At 54.4% G+C, this 20,837-nt stretch carries 16 protein-coding genes; 2 read left to right on the forward strand and 14 right to left on the reverse strand.

The window, feature by feature from the left end:
- The first annotated feature begins 54 nt into the window (after window positions 1-54).
- On the forward strand, window positions 55-1,269 hold the full coding sequence (locus RE6C_RS13305) for a mercuric transporter MerT family protein (protein ID WP_081605641.1): 1,215 nt from the start codon (window positions 55-57) through the stop codon (window positions 1,267-1,269).
- Window positions 1,270-1,332: 63 nt separating this feature from the next.
- Here RE6C_RS13305 and RE6C_RS13310 read toward each other — a convergent pair whose 3' ends face one another.
- The 8 genes from RE6C_RS13310 to RE6C_RS13345 all read right to left on the reverse strand — a co-directional run bounded on the left by RE6C_RS13310 (window position 1,333) and on the right by RE6C_RS13345 (window position 9,412).
- Window positions 1,333-3,123: a V-type ATP synthase subunit A gene (locus RE6C_RS13310; RefSeq protein ID WP_008657294.1), complete on the reverse strand. Its 1,791-nt coding sequence runs from the start codon at window positions 3,121-3,123 to the stop codon at window positions 1,333-1,335.
- A complete protein-coding gene (locus RE6C_RS13315; RefSeq protein ID WP_236618187.1) occupies window positions 3,120-3,785 on the reverse strand; it encodes a DUF2764 family protein in 666 nt (221 codons plus the stop codon). Before RE6C_RS13315 ends, RE6C_RS13310 begins: the two co-directional genes overlap by 4 nt.
- Before the next feature lie 76 nt (window positions 3,786-3,861).
- On the reverse strand, window positions 3,862-4,449 hold the full coding sequence (locus tag RE6C_RS13320) for a hypothetical protein (protein WP_144054748.1): 588 nt from the start codon (window positions 4,447-4,449) through the stop codon (window positions 3,862-3,864).
- Window positions 4,450-4,462: 13 nt separating this feature from the next.
- Window positions 4,463-4,921 (reverse strand): ATP synthase subunit C, encoded by a 459-nt coding sequence (locus RE6C_RS13325; RefSeq protein WP_039961964.1) that lies wholly within the window; start codon window positions 4,919-4,921, stop codon window positions 4,463-4,465.
- A gap of 2 nt (window positions 4,922-4,923) precedes the next feature.
- On the reverse strand, window positions 4,924-6,720 hold the full coding sequence (locus tag RE6C_RS13330; RefSeq protein ID WP_008657298.1) for a V-type ATP synthase subunit I: 1,797 nt from the start codon (window positions 6,718-6,720) through the stop codon (window positions 4,924-4,926).
- Window positions 6,720-7,334 carry a V-type ATP synthase subunit D gene (locus tag RE6C_RS13335; protein ID WP_008657299.1) on the reverse strand — a complete coding sequence of 205 codons (615 nt, stop codon included), beginning with the start codon at window positions 7,332-7,334 and terminating at the stop codon, window positions 6,720-6,722. Before RE6C_RS13335 ends, RE6C_RS13330 begins: the two co-directional genes overlap by 1 nt.
- 3 nt (window positions 7,335-7,337) lie before the next feature.
- The gene (locus tag RE6C_RS13340; protein ID WP_039961966.1) at window positions 7,338-8,660 is read right to left on the reverse strand and encodes a V-type ATP synthase subunit B; all 1,323 of its coding nucleotides are present in this window, start codon (window positions 8,658-8,660) and stop codon (window positions 7,338-7,340) included.
- Entirely contained in the window at window positions 8,657-9,412 is a 756-nt protein-coding gene (locus tag RE6C_RS13345) for an SLOG cluster 4 domain-containing protein (protein WP_008657301.1), read from the reverse strand. Before RE6C_RS13345 ends, RE6C_RS13340 begins: the two co-directional genes overlap by 4 nt.
- 130 nt (window positions 9,413-9,542) lie before the next feature.
- Between RE6C_RS13345 and RE6C_RS31645 the strand changes: the two genes are divergently transcribed.
- A complete protein-coding gene (locus RE6C_RS31645; protein WP_144054750.1) occupies window positions 9,543-9,827 on the forward strand; it encodes a hypothetical protein in 285 nt (94 codons plus the stop codon).
- 43 nt (window positions 9,828-9,870) lie between these two features.
- Here the strand turns inward: RE6C_RS31645 and RE6C_RS13350 are convergent, their stop codons facing one another.
- The 6 genes from RE6C_RS13350 to RE6C_RS13375 form a co-directional block, all read right to left on the reverse strand.
- Window positions 9,871-10,431, reverse strand: coding sequence for a hypothetical protein (locus RE6C_RS13350; protein ID WP_008657304.1), 561 nt, complete (start codon window positions 10,429-10,431; stop codon window positions 9,871-9,873).
- Between the two features lie 85 nt (window positions 10,432-10,516).
- Complete coding sequence (locus RE6C_RS13355; protein ID WP_039961967.1) at window positions 10,517-13,987, reverse strand: efflux RND transporter permease subunit; 3,471 nt, start codon at window positions 13,985-13,987, stop codon at window positions 10,517-10,519.
- Between the two features lie 10 nt (window positions 13,988-13,997).
- A complete protein-coding gene (locus RE6C_RS13360) occupies window positions 13,998-15,422 on the reverse strand; it encodes an efflux RND transporter periplasmic adaptor subunit (RefSeq protein ID WP_008657306.1) in 1,425 nt (474 codons plus the stop codon).
- 163 nt (window positions 15,423-15,585) lie between these two features.
- Entirely contained in the window at window positions 15,586-16,032 is a 447-nt protein-coding gene (locus RE6C_RS13365; protein ID WP_008657307.1) for a hypothetical protein, read from the reverse strand.
- 89 nt (window positions 16,033-16,121) lie between these two features.
- Window positions 16,122-16,700, reverse strand: coding sequence for a class I SAM-dependent methyltransferase (locus tag RE6C_RS13370; protein ID WP_008657308.1), 579 nt, complete (start codon window positions 16,698-16,700; stop codon window positions 16,122-16,124).
- 48 nt (window positions 16,701-16,748) lie between these two features.
- Window positions 16,749-20,777, reverse strand: coding sequence for an efflux RND transporter permease subunit (locus tag RE6C_RS13375; protein ID WP_008657309.1), 4,029 nt, complete (start codon window positions 20,775-20,777; stop codon window positions 16,749-16,751).
- Between the last annotated feature and the right edge of the window lie 60 nt (window positions 20,778-20,837).

The raw sequence follows: 20,837 nt of genomic DNA on the forward strand, positions 1-20,837 counted from the left end.
GAAGACCACCCATGCGACAAACGCGATTGAGAACCAACACGGAGCAACGATGTGATGAGCAAGCAGAGAGAGACAACGAAAAGGGTTCAGTGTCCGTCCTGTGGATACAAGGCCAAACGAGTGAGCGCATCAACTATCGGCGCTTTGCTCGATGACGACTTGGCCGAACAGTTCACAGCAGACAGTCGATCCTGTTGTGCTACGGAAGGCGAAGGCTGCGCATCCATCAAAGAAGACACCGGCTGGCGGTTTTGCCCATCGCAGGATTGCGACGTCGTGTACTTCACCGAGCAAGGAGACACCCGGTTCACAAAGTCACAACTGAAAGTTCCGGTCGGTGTGAAGGAATCCAGCGGGGAGCGCCCACTGTGCTACTGCTTCGGCCATTCGGTTGGCAGCATCAAAGAAGAACTTGGCACGAAGGGGCGCTCCGACGCTCTGGAAGACATTCGGACAAAGATGAAAGACCCCGGCTGTCACTGTGAGACCTCCAATCCGAGCGGTTCATGCTGTCTGGGGAGTGTGACGAACGGTATCCAAATCGCTCAAGAGGAAATGCAGATGAATGACTCGACGGTGACGCTTGCATCAACGGCGAAGTCCTCGACAGGCCGAGGTGAGACGATCGCAAAGATTGGCACACTCGTTTCCGCAATCATGGCCTCGGCGTGCTGCTGGCTGCCGCTGCTTCTGCTGGCAGTTGGTGTTTCAGGGGCCGGGATTGCCACCATGCTGGAAACGTATCGCCCGCTGTTCATGGTTGTCACGTTTGGATTTCTCGGAGCAGCTTTCTACTTCACCTACCGCCCGAAGAAGGCGGCTGCCAACGTGGGATACGACTGTTGTCCCACAGGAAGCGCGAAGGCGAAAGATTGCTGTGCTCCGGCGGGCATACACCGCTTTAGCGTGATGGCCTTGAACAAAGTCATGCTATGGGGTGTGACGGTGCTGGCGGTCGCCTTTCTCTTCTTCCCAAGCTATGTCGGCTTGTTTCTGGGAACGGCAGCCGATGCAACTCTGTCCGGGAATATGAATCAAGCCGTATTCAAAATCGAAGGCATGACGTGTGAAGGATGTGCCTCCATCCTCGCCGAATCGATCAAAACGGCTCCAAGAGTACTGGCCGTCCACGTCGACTATGAAGCTGGGGAAGCCGTGGTTGGGACTGAAATCTGCTGTCCTGTGCCTGAAGAAGAAGTCCTCCTAGCCATTGAGCAGGCTGGCTTCAAAGGTAAGCAGCTTTCTTCTGGATCGTCGAGCAACCAATAGCTTTCCTGGGTGCGAGCGATAGCAGGTTTACGCGCTCTCACAGATTTTGAGTCAGCAAGCCAATTATACTTCGCTCTCGCGATCCGAAAGCATTAAACGGATGCTCGCCAGGAACTGTTGGTAGTCTGATGATTCCGTTTCGGCGTAGTTCAGGTTGCGGAAAGCATTAGTGATCCGAACAAAGAAATCGCGGGCCTCTTCTTTGTCGTCGAACAGAAATTCTCGTTCGGTGATGTCTCGAATCAACCGCAGCATCGACTGCTGTCGCTCCAAAGGTGTCGCGACATCCACCGGATCGAAGGCATCCTGCTGCAAGTAGACCGTGTCGAGAAACTGTGCTTTTTGGTAAATGACGAAGTCGGCCAGCGAAATCCCTTCCTCGCCCGTCACTTGCATCATCTGATAGATTGCATCAGCTTGCCGAAGTAGATCGAGCAATGATTCGACGGTTGCGGTCCAGCCGGGAGCCAATCGGCGATCGAAATGCTCCTGCAGTTGCTCGCGATAGCGTGACCACGAAAGCAGCGGGTCGATGGCTGGGTAGAATCGCTTGTAGGCGCGGTCATACGAAAGGCCGAGGAAGGTCTTTACTGTACTGAGCGTAGACTGTGTGACCGGCTCTTCAAAATTCCCGCCTGCAGGTGATACGGTTCCGATCATCGTCAGACTGCCCGAGGAACCGTCGCAAGTCGCGAGCACTCCCGCTCGTTCGTAGACGCCTCTGATCGCCGAATCAAGGTACGCCGGGAAGGCTTCTTCGCCAGGAATTTCCTCCAGTCGGCCCGAGGTTTCTCGCATCGCTTGAGCCCATCGCGATGTGGAGTCGGCCAACAGCAAAACATCAAGTCCCATCTGCCGGTAATATTCGCCCAGCGTAATGCCCATATAGATCGACGCTTCTCGGGCGGCGACCGGCATCGACGATGTATTGCAGATAATGACGGTTCGATCCATCAGCGAGCCGCCGCCTCGTGGGTCTTGTGCCTGTGAGAACTCGTTGATGGTATCGACGACTTCACCCGCTCGCTCGCCACAGGCCACCACAATCACGACATCGACGGCAGAGTGGCGTGCAATCAAGGTCTGCAACACGGTCTTGCCCGCACCGAATGGGCCAGGGATGCACGCCGTTCCCCCACGAGCAATTGGAAAGAAGGTATCAATGGTCCGAATGGTGGTGACCAACGGTTCAGACGGATACTTTCGTTCGACCAAGTGTTGTTGCAGGAGGTCTGCTGGCAATGGAACTCGGACGGGCCATTCCTGTCGCATCGTCAACGGACGCTCACCTTGACCATCACGAATGCGGGCGATCGGCTCGTCAATCATAAAGCTACCTCCCTGAATCCACGTCAGCTCAGCTTGGCCACTCAGGTCAAAGGGAACCATGATTTTGTGTTCGACGCCGCGTTCCTGAACCGTGCCCAGAACGTCGCCTGCACGAAGTCGCTCGCCAGTACGTCGTAGCGGCACGAACGACCATTTTTGCGTGCGGTCGAGCGAGTCGGCATAGTGCCCACGCTTGAGAAAGAACCCGTCGCGATTGGCGAGTGTTTCCAAAGGGTTTTGTAAGCCGTCGAACACGGTTCCCAGCAGGCCGGGACCAAGTGACGCGGATAGCATCTGATGCGTCAACTCAACACCATCACCAACCTTCACGCCTTCCGTGTCCTCAAACACCTGCAAATCCGCTTCCGTCCCATAGATTCGCAGCACTTCGGACTTCAACCGCTTGTCACCGAGACAGACATACGCGACTTCGTTCTTGACGATCTGTCCCTCGGGGACTTCAATCGAAACGATATTGCCGTTGACAGCCGTGACTTGAGCGCCGGTTGCTACCTGCGTGTTCATACGACGTTCTCCTCAAGGTTCAACGTTTGCGTCAAGAGTTCATCGAACTTCTTCCGCCCCGCCGTTTCATCGAGCCGTGTCCAGCGATCCACGATCTCCCAACGAGCGAGATATAGCAGTACCGTCTCGAACGAGAAGTAGAACCGGTCAGCAAGTTGCACCCAACGATTCCAAGTGGCACTCAAGAGTTGCCGTTCAACCTGCAAAGGTTCGCCTGAGTCCAATGCCTCGCGGACATGTGGAATCCAAGGATGCTCTCGAACCAATCGGAAATCGGGATGTTGCCAGTTCTTGCGAATGTGGTCTGTGTGCTGGCCGACGGCGGTTGGCGGCTCAAGTCCAAGACGACGTCTCCGTAACGCGCAAGTTATCGTACGAATGTCCATCCGATGATTGATGATGTCGCGAACGAGCGAGTTAGAAATCGACTTCATCAAGCGATCGTATTCCATTTCAACTTCGTCATCTGTGCGTTCTGGCAGTTGCCGATCCCACAGCAAAAAACTCTGCACTTGCTCAACAATGTTCTTGTCGCGATCGCCGAGCAACTTGAGCCGCTGCTGAAGTTGAATTCGTGAGATCGGTACTCGTTCAATTTCAAACGAGCGGGGCATATGCGGCAGGCTTGCGACGAGGGAGTAGTAATTGGTGGTAGCGGTCACTGGATGATTCCTTCCATAATGGCTCGAAATCGCGGTACCAAATGTCGTAGCAACAGCTCCGCAATGGCTTCGTCGGTTAATTCAATCTCGATATCCTCTTCGAGCAGTTGGATGCGGATGCCTGCCGAGGCGTCGTTTCGTGTTCCAATCTCCAGTCCGTCTCGCAGCATTTCCTTCGTGATTGAAGCAACGAAGTGGCTAAGATTGCCTTCTTTAACTTCCTCGGGGTGCTGCGCAGGTGCTCCAAGCCGACGGCATTCTCAGGCAGCAGAAGCTTGGCGGATTGAGCGGGAGAGGGAGCTGACCGGCCACCGACTTCAAGAATCAACTGCTTGAGGAAGTCGCCGTCATCCAATTCACGCCTTACCAGCCGTCGAACTCGGTCGGCGAACTGTTCCACCAAATTGGATTTGAGTCTCAGCATCGCATCACGCACCGCTAATTGCACAGCTTCTTCACCTGCCCGCTTGGTTTGCTCGGCCTCCTCGCGTGCATTCCGCAGTAACGCATCGGCTTCCTGTCTCGCATCGTCAAGACGTTGCTCGGCTTTCCGTCGTGTTTGCTCCATGAGGGCATCCGCCTGCGCTCTGCCTTCCTCGACGCCCTGCTCGCGCAAGCGACCAATCAGTTCTTCAACGCCGGACGATTCCTTCGAGTTTTTCATAATGCCAATTTCCTTAGCCTGCCGTGCTGCCGGGAATGTTACCACCGACGATCATCGCGAAGATGAAAGCGAAGACTGCGAAACCCTCCACGATGGCTGCTGGTGCAATCGCCAGTCCAAAAACTTCGGGTTTGGACTTTGTTGTATTGATTGCCGATGCACAGCAAGAGCCTTGCACCATCGCACTGAACAGCAACGCCAGTCCGACCAACAGGCCGATGGAAAACAATCCCGGTGCGGAGTCTAACGAAACGGTTCGATTGAACTGCATGGTCACCACGATTCCGTAGATGGTTTGTGAGGAGGGCAACGCTGAGACGCCAACCAATCGTCCGTATCCACTGTCAACGTCCAACAACGCTCCCGATGCTGCTTGCCCCGCGCGTCCGCAGCCGATGATACTGCCGATGGCTCCGAGTGCGGTGGGTAGGAAAACTCCTGCCCAGCCCAATAGAAGTATGTAACTATCCATTTCTAGGTTGCCTTCTTGTTGAATGGTTCAAATGCGTATCCTTCGTCTGGAAGACTCCAGCTAAAGAACTCGATGCAATTCAGCCGCAATCCATGCACGACACCGCTCATGATTGCCAAGATGAAATTCAGGCCATGTCCGAAAACCACGGCCACTACCGCCAGCAGACTGCCAATCCCCACGCAGCAGCTAGCTTTGTAAGTCAGGTCGTTGAACGTCCCCGCCAGTTGAGCACTAGCAAGGCCGAGTGCGAACAGTCGCAAGTAACTCAACACGTCCCCAAATGCACGAGAGACGCCAGTTAGCGAAACGACCCCGTCGATCAATCGCTTGCCGTGTTCTTTGAAGCTGAAAGTCGTCAGTGGTCGTTCGCTACTGAAAAGCAAAACAGAGGCAATCCCGATTCCGAGCATCCAGCTTCCGAATTGAATCAGCGGTTGCTCCGGCTGCGTCCCGCTTTTGCCGAACCCCAGGGCCAAGCCACCAAATAGTGCCGCGACCCAACCGAAAGACGCCAGCATCATGGGCGACCAACGACGACTCCAAGCCAAAGCTAGATTCGCAATCGCAAGATGCACCACGCCGATCGCAATAGAAATCTGCATCATCAGCGTCGTATTGGTCGCGTCGATGACGTGCATTCTGGCTAGCACTGAACCGGCTGGCGGTGAAAATCCAAAGTAGCTGCCAACCGCGATGCCATAGGCAACGGACGCGACGGCAATGGCGACGAACAATGTTCGCATTCGCCGTATATTTTCGGACCTTCCAAAACGTCGCCAGAACAGCAACAGGAAAAACGCCAGCAACATCGCGTAACCCGCATCCGCCATGATCATGGCAAAGAAAACGCTGAACGAAAAAAACACGATGCCTGACGGGTCATACGCTCGATAGGCGGGTGTCGTATAGAACGTGACAGCGTTTTCCCCACCTGCGGCCAGCCCGCGATTGGACAGCAAAGTCGGCGGCGAATCCTCCGCAGTCGGAATTTCGATGGTCAGTCCTAAATCGTGGCTTCTCGCGAAGGAAGCGATTTGTTCACGTTGCGATTGAGGTGCCCAACCTCGAACAGCGAACATGCGCGGATCATCGAAGGTTCGTCCTGCTGCTCGCTCGCGTGCAACTAGGTCTTCTGCAAGTCCAAGCATTCGAGACAGTGGGTCGATCCAGCGAGTCAATCGGACTCGCTGCCAATGCAACTCCTCCAACTCGGTTTCGACAGTTTCAAGCCGATCCTGCAATTCGCTCAGAGGACGCTCGTCCAATTGCGTTTGCGGAACAGGCATGTCCATCGGTTTGGTATCACTGATCACGACAACGTAAGCGAAGCGGTGTTCTCTGGCGACGACTTGCCAATCGTCCGTCAACGATTCCAGCGAGCTCAATTTGTAGTGAGGGACAGCGTAGAACCAGAAACGTAAGCCACCAAGTTCGTCTTTCGATGGAAGCTGGAAATCACCCCAAGGAAAGAGCGTTGCAATCGCTTGCTTCAATTCGTCCAATTCGGCCTGCAATTGCTGTCGTTGCTGCTGGATGGACAACACTTGGCCAACTACGTCATCCGATTGAAACTCGGAATTGTCCTTGACGGCGCGGCGGTGAATCGGACAAGCTCGCAGGTACTTCAGTGCTTGTGCGGCATCGGGTGAGCACGGGCTGCTTTGCGATTGGTGGTCACGACTGTCGTTCAAGTCGAGAAGATGCAGGCAGCCCAGTTCCTGTAGGCCATCGAGCACGACGTGTTTCTGGTCGGCCGTACCATAGAGAGTCACTTTGGCGACGGGAACGATTGCCATTACACCGTCCTCATTGTCAGTTCACCGCGATTTTGCTTTGCTTTGGCGATCTTGGAACGCACAACGGCGGCCCGTTCCGTGTCAGCCAAATGAATTTTGATACGGTGGATATCTTTTTCCGCTTGCGGAATCAGCACCTTGTCAAAAAGGTTGACTCGCTGCGTGATCCGGCGCACCGCATCATTCAGGCGACTCACTCGCGTCCGCTCATTCTGTAAGCGTAGCTGCAACAAGGCCATCTTCTGCAACAGCTCGACCAAGAAATCGACCCAGAACGGCTTGGCCAGCATCGAGTATTCCTTGACCCGAAAACGAACTTCGCCCAGCAGAGGTAACCGCACCCCAAGTACGTTTTCCTCGGTGACCGTCCGTTCCTCGATGGTTACTAAATCGCTCAAGTCCTGCTCGCTCGCACCCAGGAGCGAAAACAGTCCTCGCTGGGAATCCAGTAGCGTTTCAATCTCGTTCTCTGTTTCAGACTGGATGCGTTTGGATCGTTGCAAGTCGGCGATCAACTGTTGCCGTTTCAAGTCCAGCGATGGCAGGAATCGCTCAAACATCGCAAGTTGATCGCGGCGTTGCTTCAGTGACGTTTTGTTGAGTGCCAATGCCATTGCTCAACTCTCCGCTTGCTTGAAGTATTTCTCAACCAAAGCCTGTTTCATCAGCAATTCTTCCGCCTGGAAACACTCGGCCAGAGTCTGCCAACTCAGATCGAGCGCGTCGTTCAAAGGCATCGCAATCCGAATGTCCATGAAACGTTTCGCAAACAGATCACCAAACTTCAACAGCTTCTGGTCAAACGGCGAAAGATCGAACGCCATCGCTTGCTTTTTTTCGGCTTCCTTGGCTCCCGCGTAAAATCGAATCATCGTGTTCATGATCTGCGAATGGTCTTCCCGAGTGACCTTGCCGATGACTTGCTGCTTGAGCCGCGAAAGTGAACCGAACGGGTCAATAACGCCATTGTGTAAATACAATTGCCCTTCAGTGATGTAGCCCGTGTTGTCAGGAACCGGATGCGTTACATCATCACCTGGCATCGTCGTCACGGTCAGGATGGTGACGGAACCAGCGCCTTTGTAGTCGCAAGCTCGTTCGTAGCGTTGTGCAAGCTGCGTGTAGAGATCACCCATGTAGCCGCGATTCGATGGAACTCGCTCCATCGCGATGCCGATCTCTTTCAGGGCATCTGCATAGGCCGTCATATCGGTCAAGAGCACAAGCACCCGTTTGCCTTCCTCGACCGCAAATCGCTCCGCGACCTTCAACGCCATGTCGGGAACCAGCAGTCGCTCCACGATCGGGTCCGACGCTTGATTCACGAACATCACCGTGCGACCAAGAATTCCTTCGCTTTCAAACGTCGAGCGGAAGAAGTGGTAGTCGTCAAAGATCAGCCCCAGCCCGCCGAAAATGATGATGTCCGCATCGGCTTGAATCCCGATGCGAGCAAGCAACTGGTTGTACGGCTCACCTGCGACCGAAAAGATGGGAATCTTTTGGCTCTCGACCAAGCAATTGAACACGTCAATCATCGGAACTTTGGTGTGAATCATGTTCTTGGGCACGATTCGCATCTTAGGATTGACTGATGGCCCGCCGATTGGAATCGAAGGTTCGTTGGACAAATCAGGCCCGCCATCCAAAGGAATCCCCGATCCACGAAAGACGCGCCCCAAAATGTTTGGCGAGTAGGTGACCTGTGTTGGATGCCCCAGAAACCGGACCTTCGCTTGCGTGGAAAGTCCTTTGCCACCGGAAAACACCTGCAATGAGACCACGCCGCGTTCCAACTCGATAACCTGTCCCAGTGAACGACGCCGATCCCAATTCTCAACGACGGCCAAGTCACCGAATCCAACTCCGGTGGCACGCACCTTGAGGATATCACCGACAATCGCGACCACGCTTGTGTGTCTGACAAGATCAGGGATCATTCTGTGGTGGACTCCAGATAGCGACGTGGCCGCTCATCGAATTTCTCTGCACAGCGCAGAGAACAGAATACGTATTCAACCTCTTCCCGTTTACGTCTTGCCGCTGCCTGACCCGGCGGAACGGTCATGCCACAAACCGCGTCTCGTTTTCCCTCGGCACCGCTGAGCATTGGTTCGTGCTCGTTGCCACGACAAAACACCGACGGATGGCGAAAATGTTCGGTCCGATAGACTTCAAGCAAGTCGGTCACCAACTGCTGTGGATCGTCGCTGTAGAGGACACGCGCGCCGGTCGCTTTTTGACACGTCTCCAGAATGGTCTTGACCATATCGCTAATGCCGCCGGTTCCCGTCAGCACGCCGATCAGTTTGCCCTCGTCGTAAGCGATCGCCAATTCACCGAGCGTGCCGCTGCTCCCGCCGACGATGATGACGATGTCGCTGCTGCGAATGTTGACGACTTCTCGCCCCATCAACCCGCTACCAGTAAAGATCAGAACATCGTGGGCTAGTGTCGGCGAACCATAGTGATAGGCGTGTTCGTCCAAACTCAAGGCTGGAGAAATTCCAATGACCATGCCGCCTCGTTCGCTGGCACCACGGGCTGCCGCGAGAGGCAATCCAGGACACGCCCCAGTTACCAGGATGCAGTCCGCTTCGGCAATCCGTTCGCCCAGCAAAGCCGCAAGCCGAAGAAAGTTGTCTGGGACGTCATTTCCGGCACCACCCATCACGCCGATTTTGAGCTGCATCTTTTCCTCCAGTCTTGCTACGTGCATCACGAGTCAGATAGCCGTGACGCTCGTTTCGCAAACATGCTCAAACGACACACGAGCTATGTCTTGGATGCAATGGCCGCTGGATTTCTTCACGGAATAGACAATGTATTTTTGTAAGTTTCCTGCATCAGCGAGCCTTGATGTACCGGCTGACTTCACGATTGGGGACGGCATCCGAGGCTGGGCGTTTAGCGGGCAATGGACGACATTGCCAATTCAAGAGCTTGAATTAAGACGCAACAAACATCAAAGATGGCGGGCGGAGGATTTCTCCTTCGATTCTGTCTTAGAAGGCATTCACAAACAGAATCGCCGACCGGCAAGTTTACCGATCGCCGCCCACCGTATTCATTGTCGATTTTCACTTCAAGAACTGAAAAACACGTGACGTTTGATGCGAGCACCATCAGTCGGCAATCTTCATTCGACAATCACTCATGTCCGTGTGCTTCTTCTGAAAAATCGCCAGAGTAGGGTGTGCCGTCGATGACGCCGGTCATGGTGCCAGCGTATTCTTGGACCACACCCAACTTTTCGTGCGTACCAATGAAGCGTGACGACTTGCCTGGCGGGTCCGACTCTTCGGGAACCGCTTCCAGCATGATAGACATCTGAGGATCGGTGATTGCCAAGTCGATCGTCTCCGCGTCGATTGGAGTCGCTGTCTTTTCGTCGGCTCCCAACACGTAAACAGTTGCTTGTGTCTTGTCGTGATCGACCGTGAACTCGACGTGGTACTTTCCGCCGCCCCAATCGGCGATCGTTCCGTCGTGTGGCCCAGCACCGTGGCCGTGACCGGCGACGGTGTGGTCGTCGCCCTCTTCGCCATCAGCGTGTTCGTGGCCGTGGTCGTCAGTTTCGACGGTTGGCGTTGGTGTTGTTGACGCGGTTTCTTGTTTGCAGCCGACGAAGCCAAAAAGGCAAGCGAGAACGACTGCAGATCGGAGGTTGTCGATTGCAGGTTTTTGAATTGCGGTTTTCAGGACCATCATTTTGTTTCTTTCGGAAGAGAGATATTGAGTGGGAGCTAGTTGGTTGCAGAGTTTCAATCTGCAATTTTCAATCGTCATTCTTCATTTACATCAGTTCGTCCTCCTCATTTTCGAGTTTTGCAAGTCGGGCGGCGTCTTTACCGCTAAACTGCCAGAACAGCCCTGGGTGAATCAAAAACTCACAGAACGTCGATGTGATCAGGCCACCAAGAATGACCGTCGCAACGGGGTAAAGAATTTCACGACCCGGTTCTTGTCCGCCCAGCACAAGTGGAATCAACCCGATGCCAGCAGTCAGAGCCGTCATCAACACTGGTGCGAGTCGCTCCAGGCTGCCACGCAGTACCATCTCTTGAGTGAAGTCCTCGCCTTCCTCTTTCATCAGGTGGAAGTAGTGTGTGACCAACAAGATGCCGTTACGAACCGCTATTCCACCGAGCGAGATGAATCCGACAAGACTGGCAACGGTGAGACTTTGCTGCGTGATGACCAGTGCCATCACGCCGCCGATAAACGCGGTCGGAAGCGCGTTGAGGATTTGCAGAGCGATGCGGATCGACGGAAACAACACCAACAAGACCACGAACATTCCGATCACGGAAATTCCGGCCAGCACGATGATCAGTTGCGTCGCCCGCTGTTGACTCTCGAATTGTCCGCCATATTCAATGAAGTATCCAACTGGCATTTCAACTTGATCGCCGATGCGCTGCTCGATGTCACCCACTGCTCCGGCCAAATCGCGTCCTTCGGTATTGCAGCGAATGACAATCCGGCGGCGGGCGTTCTCGCGGTTGATGGAGTTCGGTCCGGTGCCGACGCCCACGTCCGCGACCTCACGGAGTTCGATCTGCCCGCGGTCGGGTTGCCCCTCACGATCAGGCAGGTCGATGCGGAGTCGATCGAGGTTGGCATAGTCGGTGCGGCATTCCTCTTCGAGACGCACAAGCAAATCGAAACGTCGTTGACCTTCGAGAACTTGTGAAACGACTTCACCCTGCAATGCCGTTTGCAATACATCAGCAACATATTCGCGAGTCAGTCCATGCAATGCCAAATCATCGGCTCGCAGTTCGATATGCAACTCCGCCGTCTCTTGAATCGGCTCGACCACAGGCGGTGTGATTCCAGGCACGTCTTGAATGGTTGCCTTCACCTGCTCGGCTACTCGCTGCAACGTGTCCAATTCGTCGCCGTGAATCTTGATCGCGATTTGAGCGTAAACGCCCGAGATCATGTGGCTAATCAAATGCGCAAGCGGTTGCTCGACTTCGATATCTACGCCGGGAGCTTCATTGCTGATCCGTTCCCGTAATCGAGCCAAGATTTTCTCTCGTTCTGTCGGCGATTCCGGATTCATGCTCAGGATGTATTCGCCGAAATTGACTGGCGAAGCGTGCTCGTCCATCTCCGCACGTCCCGTTCTGCGAACAAAATGCAAGATTTCGCCATCAGGGTTTTCGTCGTTCTTTCGCATCGACAGAAACACGGAATCAATCGAACGAGAAACCTGGTTTGATGCGTCAAGCGACGAACCCGGCGGCAACGTCACGTTCACTTGAATACTGCCTTCGTCGAACGGAGGCAGGAAGTTACGTCCCAACATTGACATCTGCCATGCGGCGACGGCGACAGCAAGCCACGTCAAAATCAGTAGCGTGCGCGGCATCGCCATGCTCAGACGAATCAAGTAGGTCACGAGCTTCTTCAATCCGTGCAGCAGAAACCCGTCGCCTTCGTGGTGAGTTGCTCGCGAGTTCGGAAGGAGGTAGTAGGACAGCACTGGCGTCACAGTCATGGATACGACGAACGACGAAAGTATCGACACGATGTACGCGAAACCGAGTGGCGTGAACAACCGACCTTCGACACCCGACAACGCAAACAGCGGCATGAAGGACAGAATCACGACCGCCGTTCCGAATACGATCGAGCTGCGAATCTCCTTGCTCGCCTCAAAAGTGATGAGGATGGAGGGTTTCTGCTGTTCGATGGGCAACAGATTGTTCTGCTTCAAACGCCGAAAGATGTTTTCGACATCGACGATGGCGTCATCGACAAGCTCTCCCATGGCGACGGCAATCCCGCCCAGCGTCATCACGTTGATGGAAAGCTCGGTGCCGCTAAGCCATCCCATAATGCGAAACGTCAGCGTCGTAAGCACTAGTGAAAGCGGGATCGCAGTGAGTGTGATGAATGTCGTGCGAAAATTCAGTAGGAATAGAAACAGGACGATGATGACTAGCACCGCACCGATCACGAGTGCTTCAGCGACATTGAAGATGCCACGATCGATGAAGTTCCGCAGTCGAAACAATTCTGAATTGACAATGATGTCCGCTGGCAAGGATGCTTCGACTTCGACAAACGCCTCCGCGACCGCGTCGCTCAGATCGCGAGTGTCAACGTGAGGTTGTTTGACGGTCGTGAATACGATCCCCGGTTTGCCATTGACGCTGCCGTCGCCGCGTTTGAACTGTGGTCCTTCGGTCACGCGAGCGACTTGCTCCAGTAAAACGGCGCGTTTGGCGTGATTTCCAACGGGAACCTTTTTCAAATCCTCGATCACGACACGCGACTCTGGTCCCAACCGGCCAAGAACACGGATGGGTCGCTCCGTTTCCCCGGTCACAGCAAACCCGCCACTGGTATTGATGTTGCTTGCCCGCAGCGCTTGTTCAACGTCTTGAACGGTGACGCCGTATTCGAGTAGCGCCGTGGGGTCAATCAGAATTTGATATTGCTTGCGATCGCCGCCGAGCATGAAGACTTCCGCAACACCAGTCACTTTCAACAGTCGTGGACGAATGATCCAGTCGGCGACCGTTCGTAGTTCGAGTTGCTGCTTTTCAACCGTAAAGAAGTTTGCGTCGTATGACTTACCGCCAATTTGAATTGTGGCGGTGCCGACAGAAATGCTCTGCAGATGCGAGTCAGAATCCGGGTCATCTTGCCACTGAGTTTTCTCTGGACTAATTTTCTCCCACGTTGAAAAGTCATGCCGATCACCCGGCCGCCAAACACCAATTTGAAAGTTTCCGTTTGGCCCGACAACCATCTCGGCCATCATTTCCGTATTACCGACCTGGGCTAGTCGTCCTCCGCTGGGGCCGTTTTGGCGATAGATGCCTGCGACGATGATTTGACCCATGATCGACGATGGCGGCGTCATCTGCGGCCGAATCCCGTCGGGTAAAATTCCTTCGAGCGTCGACAGACGCTCTTGCACGGTTTGTCTCGCAGCCCGAATTTCTGTTGACCAATCGAATTCGATGTAAATGACGTTCAGCCCGGCGGTCGACTGACTACGAACGGCTTGAACTCCGTTGGCCCCCATCAGGGCAATTTCGATCGGCTGAGTCACCAGCGTCTCGACTTCTTCGGTCGCCAGCCCAGGAGCTTCGGTGATGATGACGACTCGAGGTCGGTCGAGGTCGGGAAAGACGTCGATCGACATCTGTGCGGCCAAGTACGAACCGTAGACCAGCACAAACAGGCTGACGACGACGACCAGCATTCGGTATCGAAGCGAGAACTTTATTATTGAATCGAGCATGTTGAGTCTTTTAGTGGGCCGCGTGAGTAGTGCCGTCGGCATGGACATGGACGCCTGGTTGCTTGCCGCTAGCCGATTGCGACTTCAAGACTCGATTGAGCGATGCCGCTGAACCTTGCGCCAAGAAGGCTCCCGCTGTGATGTTGCCGTCGTTTGCGATGACAACTGATCTTCGATCCTCGTGAAGCACGTGAACCGGAATCTGCTTGAACAAGTCGCCGTTTTGCCGAAACACGTAGGCTTCGGGGCCTTCCCGAACGACCGCTTCGGATGGCAATACAAACACATCATCAAACTTTTCAACCGGGACGTGGATGCGCGCACGTTGCCCTGGTCGGAAACGCCATACAAGGAAGGCACGCCCTTGCTCGCCATACAATCGCGACTGGTTGGTCAGCGGAACAAAGAAATCAAACGTACGGCTGTTCGTGTCGATGGAATTCGCCAGATGGCGAATGTTGAAAGTCTGATTCAGCTCCGGCCAACGACCTTCTTCGTCCTCGGCGAACTCGACCTCGATGGGACGCTTTTCCTGAGCTGCCTGCTCAAGATACGCGGCCTCTCGTTTGAAGGCGTGGCCGACAACGTACAGCATTTGATGATTCGACAGATTCGCGAGCAACTGCCCCGCTTGAACTTGTTGCCCAAGTTCCACCGACAGTTCTTGTACCTCATAAGCAAGACCTTGGTCCTGTCCCGCTTCGTTGATGTAGGTGACCTGCTGAACCTCCTGTGGCGGTGCCCGTCTCGAAACGGATGACAAATCGCGAACCGGCGGAGCGACGACATCGACAGTCGAAACGAACGTCCCCGATTCAATCTGCTGCACTTGATCAGGCATTAACCCGCGAGTGAGCAATTCCTGTCGCGCCGCTTGGATTAACGTGTTTTGACGGCTAACCTCACTCTGCAATTCGATCATCTTGGAACGCGAAACCGCACCGGTGTTGACGGCACCTGAAAGTCGATCAATCTCCGCTTGTACGATCGCCGTTTCTTGCCGGGCCTTGAACAATGATGTTTGAGTCGCTTGCAGGTATTCACTGAAAAGCCGCAGCGTGAATAACGTTTCGCCGGGACGCATGGTGTCGCCGGGAAACGCATGAATTGCGGTAACAACACCGACGGCCGGTGATGTGACACCCCGGTCGGACAACCCTGGACGGTCGGCGACTTCACCGGGAATCACAACGGTTCGCCAATACGACTGTGGCCGAGCCGCCTTGGACGTGAGCGACAAGTTCTTACGAGCTTGCTCGCTGATCTCCAGTACTGTTTGCTTCTCGGCGGACTCCGCTGACGGTTTGTCGTCGGAAGCGGCAGCCGTCTCCTGTTGCGGAAACAACTGCTTGCGGAACGTCCAACCCGCAAACAACACGGCTACCAAGATCGCAGGACCAGCCAGCGACCTAGCAATCGAAACCAATCGGTTCATAGAAGTATCTCGTTAAAAATCCACAGAGCAGCACCGAGCGCAGCAACTTTCCGAGCGCGCACGCGCAAGCAAATAGGCTGTCGCAATCAAAAGAAAAAGATGGCTAAATCACCGAGGAAGAAGTCTGGCGTACAAGACGCCGAGATTCGGTGATGTGCGTCCGCTACAGCCGAAGCGAAGCGATAAGAAGATAGATCGGAAGCTCCGCAGGTCGATCAGGCAACGGTTTCGCAAAACCGAATGCTGTCCGATTCGGACAATCACCACAAAACTCAACAAGACCGCAGGAGATGGGAGTGTCGATCTGCTTGGCCGCTGAAAGTCGGTTCAGCGAAGCATCCGCATGGGTCAGGTAGACCGCGTCCGAATCGTGATCGTCGGGTGTCGACAGAACGTCGCCCCCGTCCGAATCGACGTCACCTTCATGGTCATGACCGTGACACTCTTTATCGTGATCGCAGTGATCCGATGAGTGTCCGCCAAACAGATGCCAATGCGGACGTGCCGCGTGATCGTCCGGCTCCGCCATGCCGCTACCCGCGTGCGAATGAGGCAACGCATGCCCCAGCACAAACAGCGGAATTAGCAGAATGGAAAGAAGTCGGTTCAAATGAATCGTCCTGTCACGTTGAAATACCCGGTGTAAGTATAGGTAGCCGGTCGAAATCCGCCTAGCCCAATCTCAGCCCGCTCGCCCTATCAGTCCGCCGCTCGAAACCAATCGAAGACGTGATCGTGGCCTTCCATTCCCACGACGCGGTGGCGTGCCGGGAGGATACCGAACTCTTTGTGTTCAAAGCGGGCGAGGATCGTTTCGTTCTCCAATGGGTCGGGAGTTGCATCCGCGTCCCAACCCAGCATCATGTATCCGCCGGGAACCAGAGAGCGATGCACGACTTCGACCATGCGTTTGATATCGTCGTCTGTGTCGATTCCGAAACCAAGCAGCCCGTTGATGTGAACAACATCAAACCGTATGCCGCTGAAGACACGATCTATCTCGCGGATGTCGCAAGTTCGGTGAAGGTGCCCGTTTCCGAATCGGGCTGCCCGCGGATCAAAATCGAGTGTCCATACCGCAGTGGTTTGCTGATCAAAAAGCTTCGGGTAGCCGGTATTGTAGCGACGAGTCCCCGCCAGCATCACGTTGGACGGCTCCGCCTCTGCCATCGCAGGAAGCATGACCTCACGGAGGTACTTACGGTCGGCGAAGCCATGGACCCGCAAATTGAAGGCGACGGAATCAGCGAATCGTTTCGTTTTGGCGACGATATTCATTTGGTAGGATCAGGGTGCATGTCAAGTGATGAGATTGGAAGTAATGATTTAAGCGTTCGCTGCAAATTTCTCGTCCTTGATTCCAAGTTTGAGTTTCCATTCCATGGCGGCGCAATACAGCACCGGGACGACTAGCATCGTCATGATCTCGATTGTCATTCCACCGAAACTGGGGATCGCCATCGGAACCATGATGTCGCTGCCGCGTCCCGTGGATGTCAGCACCGGAATGAGCGCCAACAGTGTGGTTGCCGTCGTCATCAAGCATGGGCGGCAACGTCGCATGCCCGCCGTCACGGTTGCTTCACGAGCATGTTTCGCATTCGTAATCTTGTCTTTGCGGAAACTCTCGTCTAGGTAAGACGCGATCACCACACCGTCGTCGCTGGCGATCCCAAAGAGCGCCAGAAAACCAACCCAGACGGCAACACTAAGGTTGATCGTGTGGACCTGGAACAGCTCACGCATATTCGTCCCGAGCAAGTTGAAGTCCAGGAACCAATCGGTCCCGTAGAGCCACAGCATGATGAACCCACCCGACCATGCGATCATGATTCCACTGAACACGAGCGACGTGGTGATGACCGACTTGAATTGCATGTACAGAATCAGAAAGATGATTCCTAGTGCTAAGGGCAAGACGACCATCAACGTCTTTTGTGAACGAATCTGATTTTCATAGTTGCCAGCGAAGGTATAGCTAACACCTGCCGGGAGCACGAATTCACCAGTGTCGATCTTCTCCTGCAAGAATGCTTGGGCATCTTCGACAACGTCGACTTCGGCGTTGCCAGCCTTCATATCAAACAGAACGTAGCCAAGCAAAAACGTATCTTCGCTCTTGATCACTTGCGGCCCGCGAACGTACTTGATCGTCGCAAGTTGGGTGAGGGGGATTTGTTGCCCCATCGCCGTCGGAACCAAGATCTTCTCCAGCGACTCAGCTTCGTCTCGAAGCTCCCGTGCATATCGCACACGCACCGGATATCGCTCGCGTCCCTCGACGGTCGTTGTGATCTTTCGGCCGCCAATGGCGACTTCGATCACGTCCTGCACGGTTCGTATGTGCAAGCCGTATCGTTTGATGGCGTCGCGGTCGATGTCGATTTCGAGATACGGCTTTCCGACAATTCGGTCCGCGATCACAGCAGACGCCTGAATGGTCGGCACCTGTTTCAAGAGACCTTCGATTTGCAACGCAACCCTTTCGATGGTTTCTAGGTCTGGGCCTTTCACCTTCATGCCCATCGGGGCACGCATCCCACTTTGCAGCATGACGATACGAGCGGCAATCGGCTGCAGCTTCGGTGCCGATGTTGTTCCGGGTATATCCGCGGCCTCGGTGATCTTCTCCCAGATGTCGTTGGGTGATTTGATTTCGTCACGCCACTGTCGAAACGGTTTGCCATGAGCCTCTTCGATCAAATCTCCATTCTCATCGCGGACAAAATCACCGGTTTCATCGTCATAGCGAAACTTCAGACGGTTACCGTTGGCGTCCGTTTTGTACTCAGATTTGTACGAAATGAAGGTTTCGATCATGGAAATGGGAGCCGGATCGAGGGGGCTTTCCGCACGCCCGATCTTCCCGACGACGGAGTCGACTTCAGGAATCGAAATCAAAAACTTGTTCTGCAGTTGCAGGACGTCCATCGCTTCGCCGATCGAAGCGTGAGGCATCGTTGTCGGCATGTACAGGAACGATCCTTCATCCAGCGGCGGCATGAACTCTTTGCCAAGGCCGGGCAGGGTGGCTGTCGCAGCAGCCCAGGGTTTCGATTCACGAACGGTTGATTCATCCACGCCAACGACAGAGGCTGTTCGAGGAATAAACGAAAAGACTTTGTCGAACCCGAGCCAAGCACACGCACCGAACAGCAGTAGTGTGACAGGCAGCGAAAGAAACATCAGCTTGTGGTTCAGGCACCACCTCAGCAGAGGCTCGTACAGAAAACGCTGAAAGATCGTAAAGAAGCCGAGCAGTCCGCCGATCAAAAGACCGACGAACGTCAAGTTGCGGATCATTCCCTTCTCCGGCCCAAGCGGAAGCCAATGCTCGGTCAATAAGAAGGCGACAACAAGCACGGCGATCGCACTGGCTGCGTAGGGTCCATGCTTTTGCCACTTCTCGGGAATTCGTGTCTCAACGAGCTTGTATGCTCCAAGACCGATCAAGATTGTCCCAACCCACCAGGAGATCATGAACATCGCGAGCACGCCGGCGGCGATCAGCGATAGCATCGTGATTCGTCTCAACGAACCGGCTTTCATCCGACCACCCATCAACACGTGTGCAGCCGGTGGGATGATCGTGAGAGCCACGATCACTGAGGCGACCAATGCAAACGTTTTGGTGAACGCCAAAGGCCGAAACAACTTTCCTTCCGCAGCAATCATCGTGAACACGGGCAGAAAGCTGACGACCGTGGTCGATACTGCGGTGAGAACTGCACTCGCGACTTCGTGGGATGCACGAAATATCACATGCGCCCGATTCTCTGACGGATCAGCCTCGTCCAAATGTTTCAATATGTTTTCACAGAGGATGATCCCCATATCGACCATCGTCCCAATTGCGATCGCAATGCCCGACAACGCAACGATGTTTGCGTCAACGCCAAAGGTTTTCATGGCGATAAAACACATCAGTACTGCCAGCGGCAGCAATGCGCTAATGAGAAACGAACTTCTCAGGTGCAGCACCATGACGAGGATCACGATGATCGTGACCAGAATTTCCTCGGAGAGCGCCGTGTTGAGCGTTCCGAGCGTTTCGTAAATCACGCCCGTTCGGTCGTAAAACGGCACAACTCGAACTTGGCTAGTCGTGATCCATGTCGGCCATTGCTCGCGTGGTTTGCTTCGTAAATGCTGTACCCAAGGATCGAAGTCGGGCTTGGCACCGCTGATTTCGCCAAGGTCGTACCGATCAGCATAGGCGTCGACTTGTTCTTTAGTCGTCCGCGTGTAGTCGACCACGACCTTCGTCGGTAGCCCGGGAGAAATCTCGGTGATTTTCTGTTTGACGTTCTTGATGGACTCAAGAGGATTGAATCCGTATCGAACGGTAACCACTCCGCCCACTGCCTCAGCGCCAGCTTTGTCGAGTGCTCCACGTCTCAACGCGGGACCAAGCCGCACCTCGGCGACATCCTTGATCGTGATCGGGACGTTGTCGGAGACTTTGACGACTGTACTTTCGATGTCTTCGACTTGTTCGATGAATCCCAAGCCACGGATCACGTACTCAGCTTTATTCAGCTCGATCGTTCTCGCCCCAACATCAACATTGGTCATACGAACCGACTGAAACACGTCGGCCAACGACACATTCGCGGCCCGCATCGCGTCTGGGTCCACGTCGATCTGGTATTCCTGGACAAAACCACCAATGGACGCGACTTCACTGACGCCTTCTGCCGACGTCAACGCATAGCGAACGTACCAATCTTGAAGAGTCCTTAGTTCATCGAGGTCCCATCCGCCGGTCGGGTTGCCATCGGGATCATGACCTTCGAGTGTGTACCAGAGAATCTGCCCCAGCGCAGTTGCGTCTGGCCCCAATGCGGGCTGGACTCCTTCGGGCAGCGTTCCCGCAGGCAGACTGTTGAGTTTTTCCAACACCCGCGAACGTGACCAATAGAATTCGGCGTTCTCGTTGAAAATGATGTAAATGCTGGAGAAACCAAACATCGAGTAGCTGCGGATCGTCTTCACTTCAGGGATGCCGAGCAGCGCAACCGTCAGAGGATATCCGATCTGGTCTTCAACATCTTCCGGACTGCGCCCCATCCACTCGGTAAAGACGATCTGCTGGTTTTCGCCAATGTCTGGAATCGCATCAACTGGAACCGGATTGCGCGGAAGGTCACCAACCTTCCAATCGAAAGGAGCAACCATGACACCCCAAGTCATGATCGCCAACACAAGCAGGGTCACCACCAGCTTGTTGTGGATGCAGAACCAAATGATGCCACCGAGAAGCGTTCGACGGTTCGTGTCTACATCTGGAGCAATCGCGTTGAGCGAATCGGATTCCGTCTCGGAGGCGACGGTATTATCAGGGGTTCGTGACATTCGCTGTGCAGTGTCTTCTAGTTGACGTTTCTACCCCGATACCTCCATGCAAATTCGGTT

It is taken from the genome of Rhodopirellula europaea 6C (assembly GCF_000338295.1).
Taxonomy (GTDB): Bacteria; Planctomycetota; Planctomycetia; order Pirellulales; family Pirellulaceae; genus Rhodopirellula; species Rhodopirellula europaea.

What these genes read in the sequence shown, in the direction of transcription:
- RE6C_RS13320 (WP_144054748.1), bottom strand. Translation starts at nt 4,449, where the DNA reads ATGAAAAACTCGAAGGAATCGTCCGGCGTTGAAGAACTGATTGGTCGC.
- RE6C_RS13370 (WP_008657308.1), bottom strand. Translation starts at nt 16,700, where the DNA reads ATGAATATCGTCGCCAAAACGAAACGATTCGCTGATTCCGTCGCCTTC.
- RE6C_RS13355 (WP_039961967.1), bottom strand. Translation starts at nt 13,987, where the DNA reads ATGCTCGATTCAATAATAAAGTTCTCGCTTCGATACCGAATGCTGGTC.
- RE6C_RS13335 (WP_008657299.1), bottom strand. Translation starts at nt 7,334, where the DNA reads ATGGCATTGGCACTCAACAAAACGTCACTGAAGCAACGCCGCGATCAA.
- RE6C_RS13325 (WP_039961964.1), bottom strand. Translation starts at nt 4,921, where the DNA reads ATGGATAGTTACATACTTCTATTGGGCTGGGCAGGAGTTTTCCTACCC.
- RE6C_RS13360 (WP_008657306.1), bottom strand. Translation starts at nt 15,422, where the DNA reads ATGAACCGATTGGTTTCGATTGCTAGGTCGCTGGCTGGTCCTGCGATC.
- RE6C_RS13345 (WP_008657301.1), bottom strand. Translation starts at nt 9,412, where the DNA reads ATGCAGCTCAAAATCGGCGTGATGGGTGGTGCCGGAAATGACGTCCCA.
- RE6C_RS13305 (WP_081605641.1), top strand. Translation starts at nt 55, where the DNA reads ATGAGCAAGCAGAGAGAGACAACGAAAAGGGTTCAGTGTCCGTCCTGT.
- RE6C_RS13375 (WP_008657309.1), bottom strand. Translation starts at nt 20,777, where the DNA reads ATGTCACGAACCCCTGATAATACCGTCGCCTCCGAGACGGAATCCGAT.
- RE6C_RS13310 (WP_008657294.1), bottom strand. Translation starts at nt 3,123, where the DNA reads ATGAACACGCAGGTAGCAACCGGCGCTCAAGTCACGGCTGTCAACGGC.
- RE6C_RS13350 (WP_008657304.1), bottom strand. Translation starts at nt 10,431, where the DNA reads ATGATGGTCCTGAAAACCGCAATTCAAAAACCTGCAATCGACAACCTC.
- RE6C_RS31645 (WP_144054750.1), top strand. Translation starts at nt 9,543, where the DNA reads ATGTATTTTTGTAAGTTTCCTGCATCAGCGAGCCTTGATGTACCGGCT.
- RE6C_RS13340 (WP_039961966.1), bottom strand. Translation starts at nt 8,660, where the DNA reads ATGATCCCTGATCTTGTCAGACACACAAGCGTGGTCGCGATTGTCGGT.
- RE6C_RS13330 (WP_008657298.1), bottom strand. Translation starts at nt 6,720, where the DNA reads ATGGCAATCGTTCCCGTCGCCAAAGTGACTCTCTATGGTACGGCCGAC.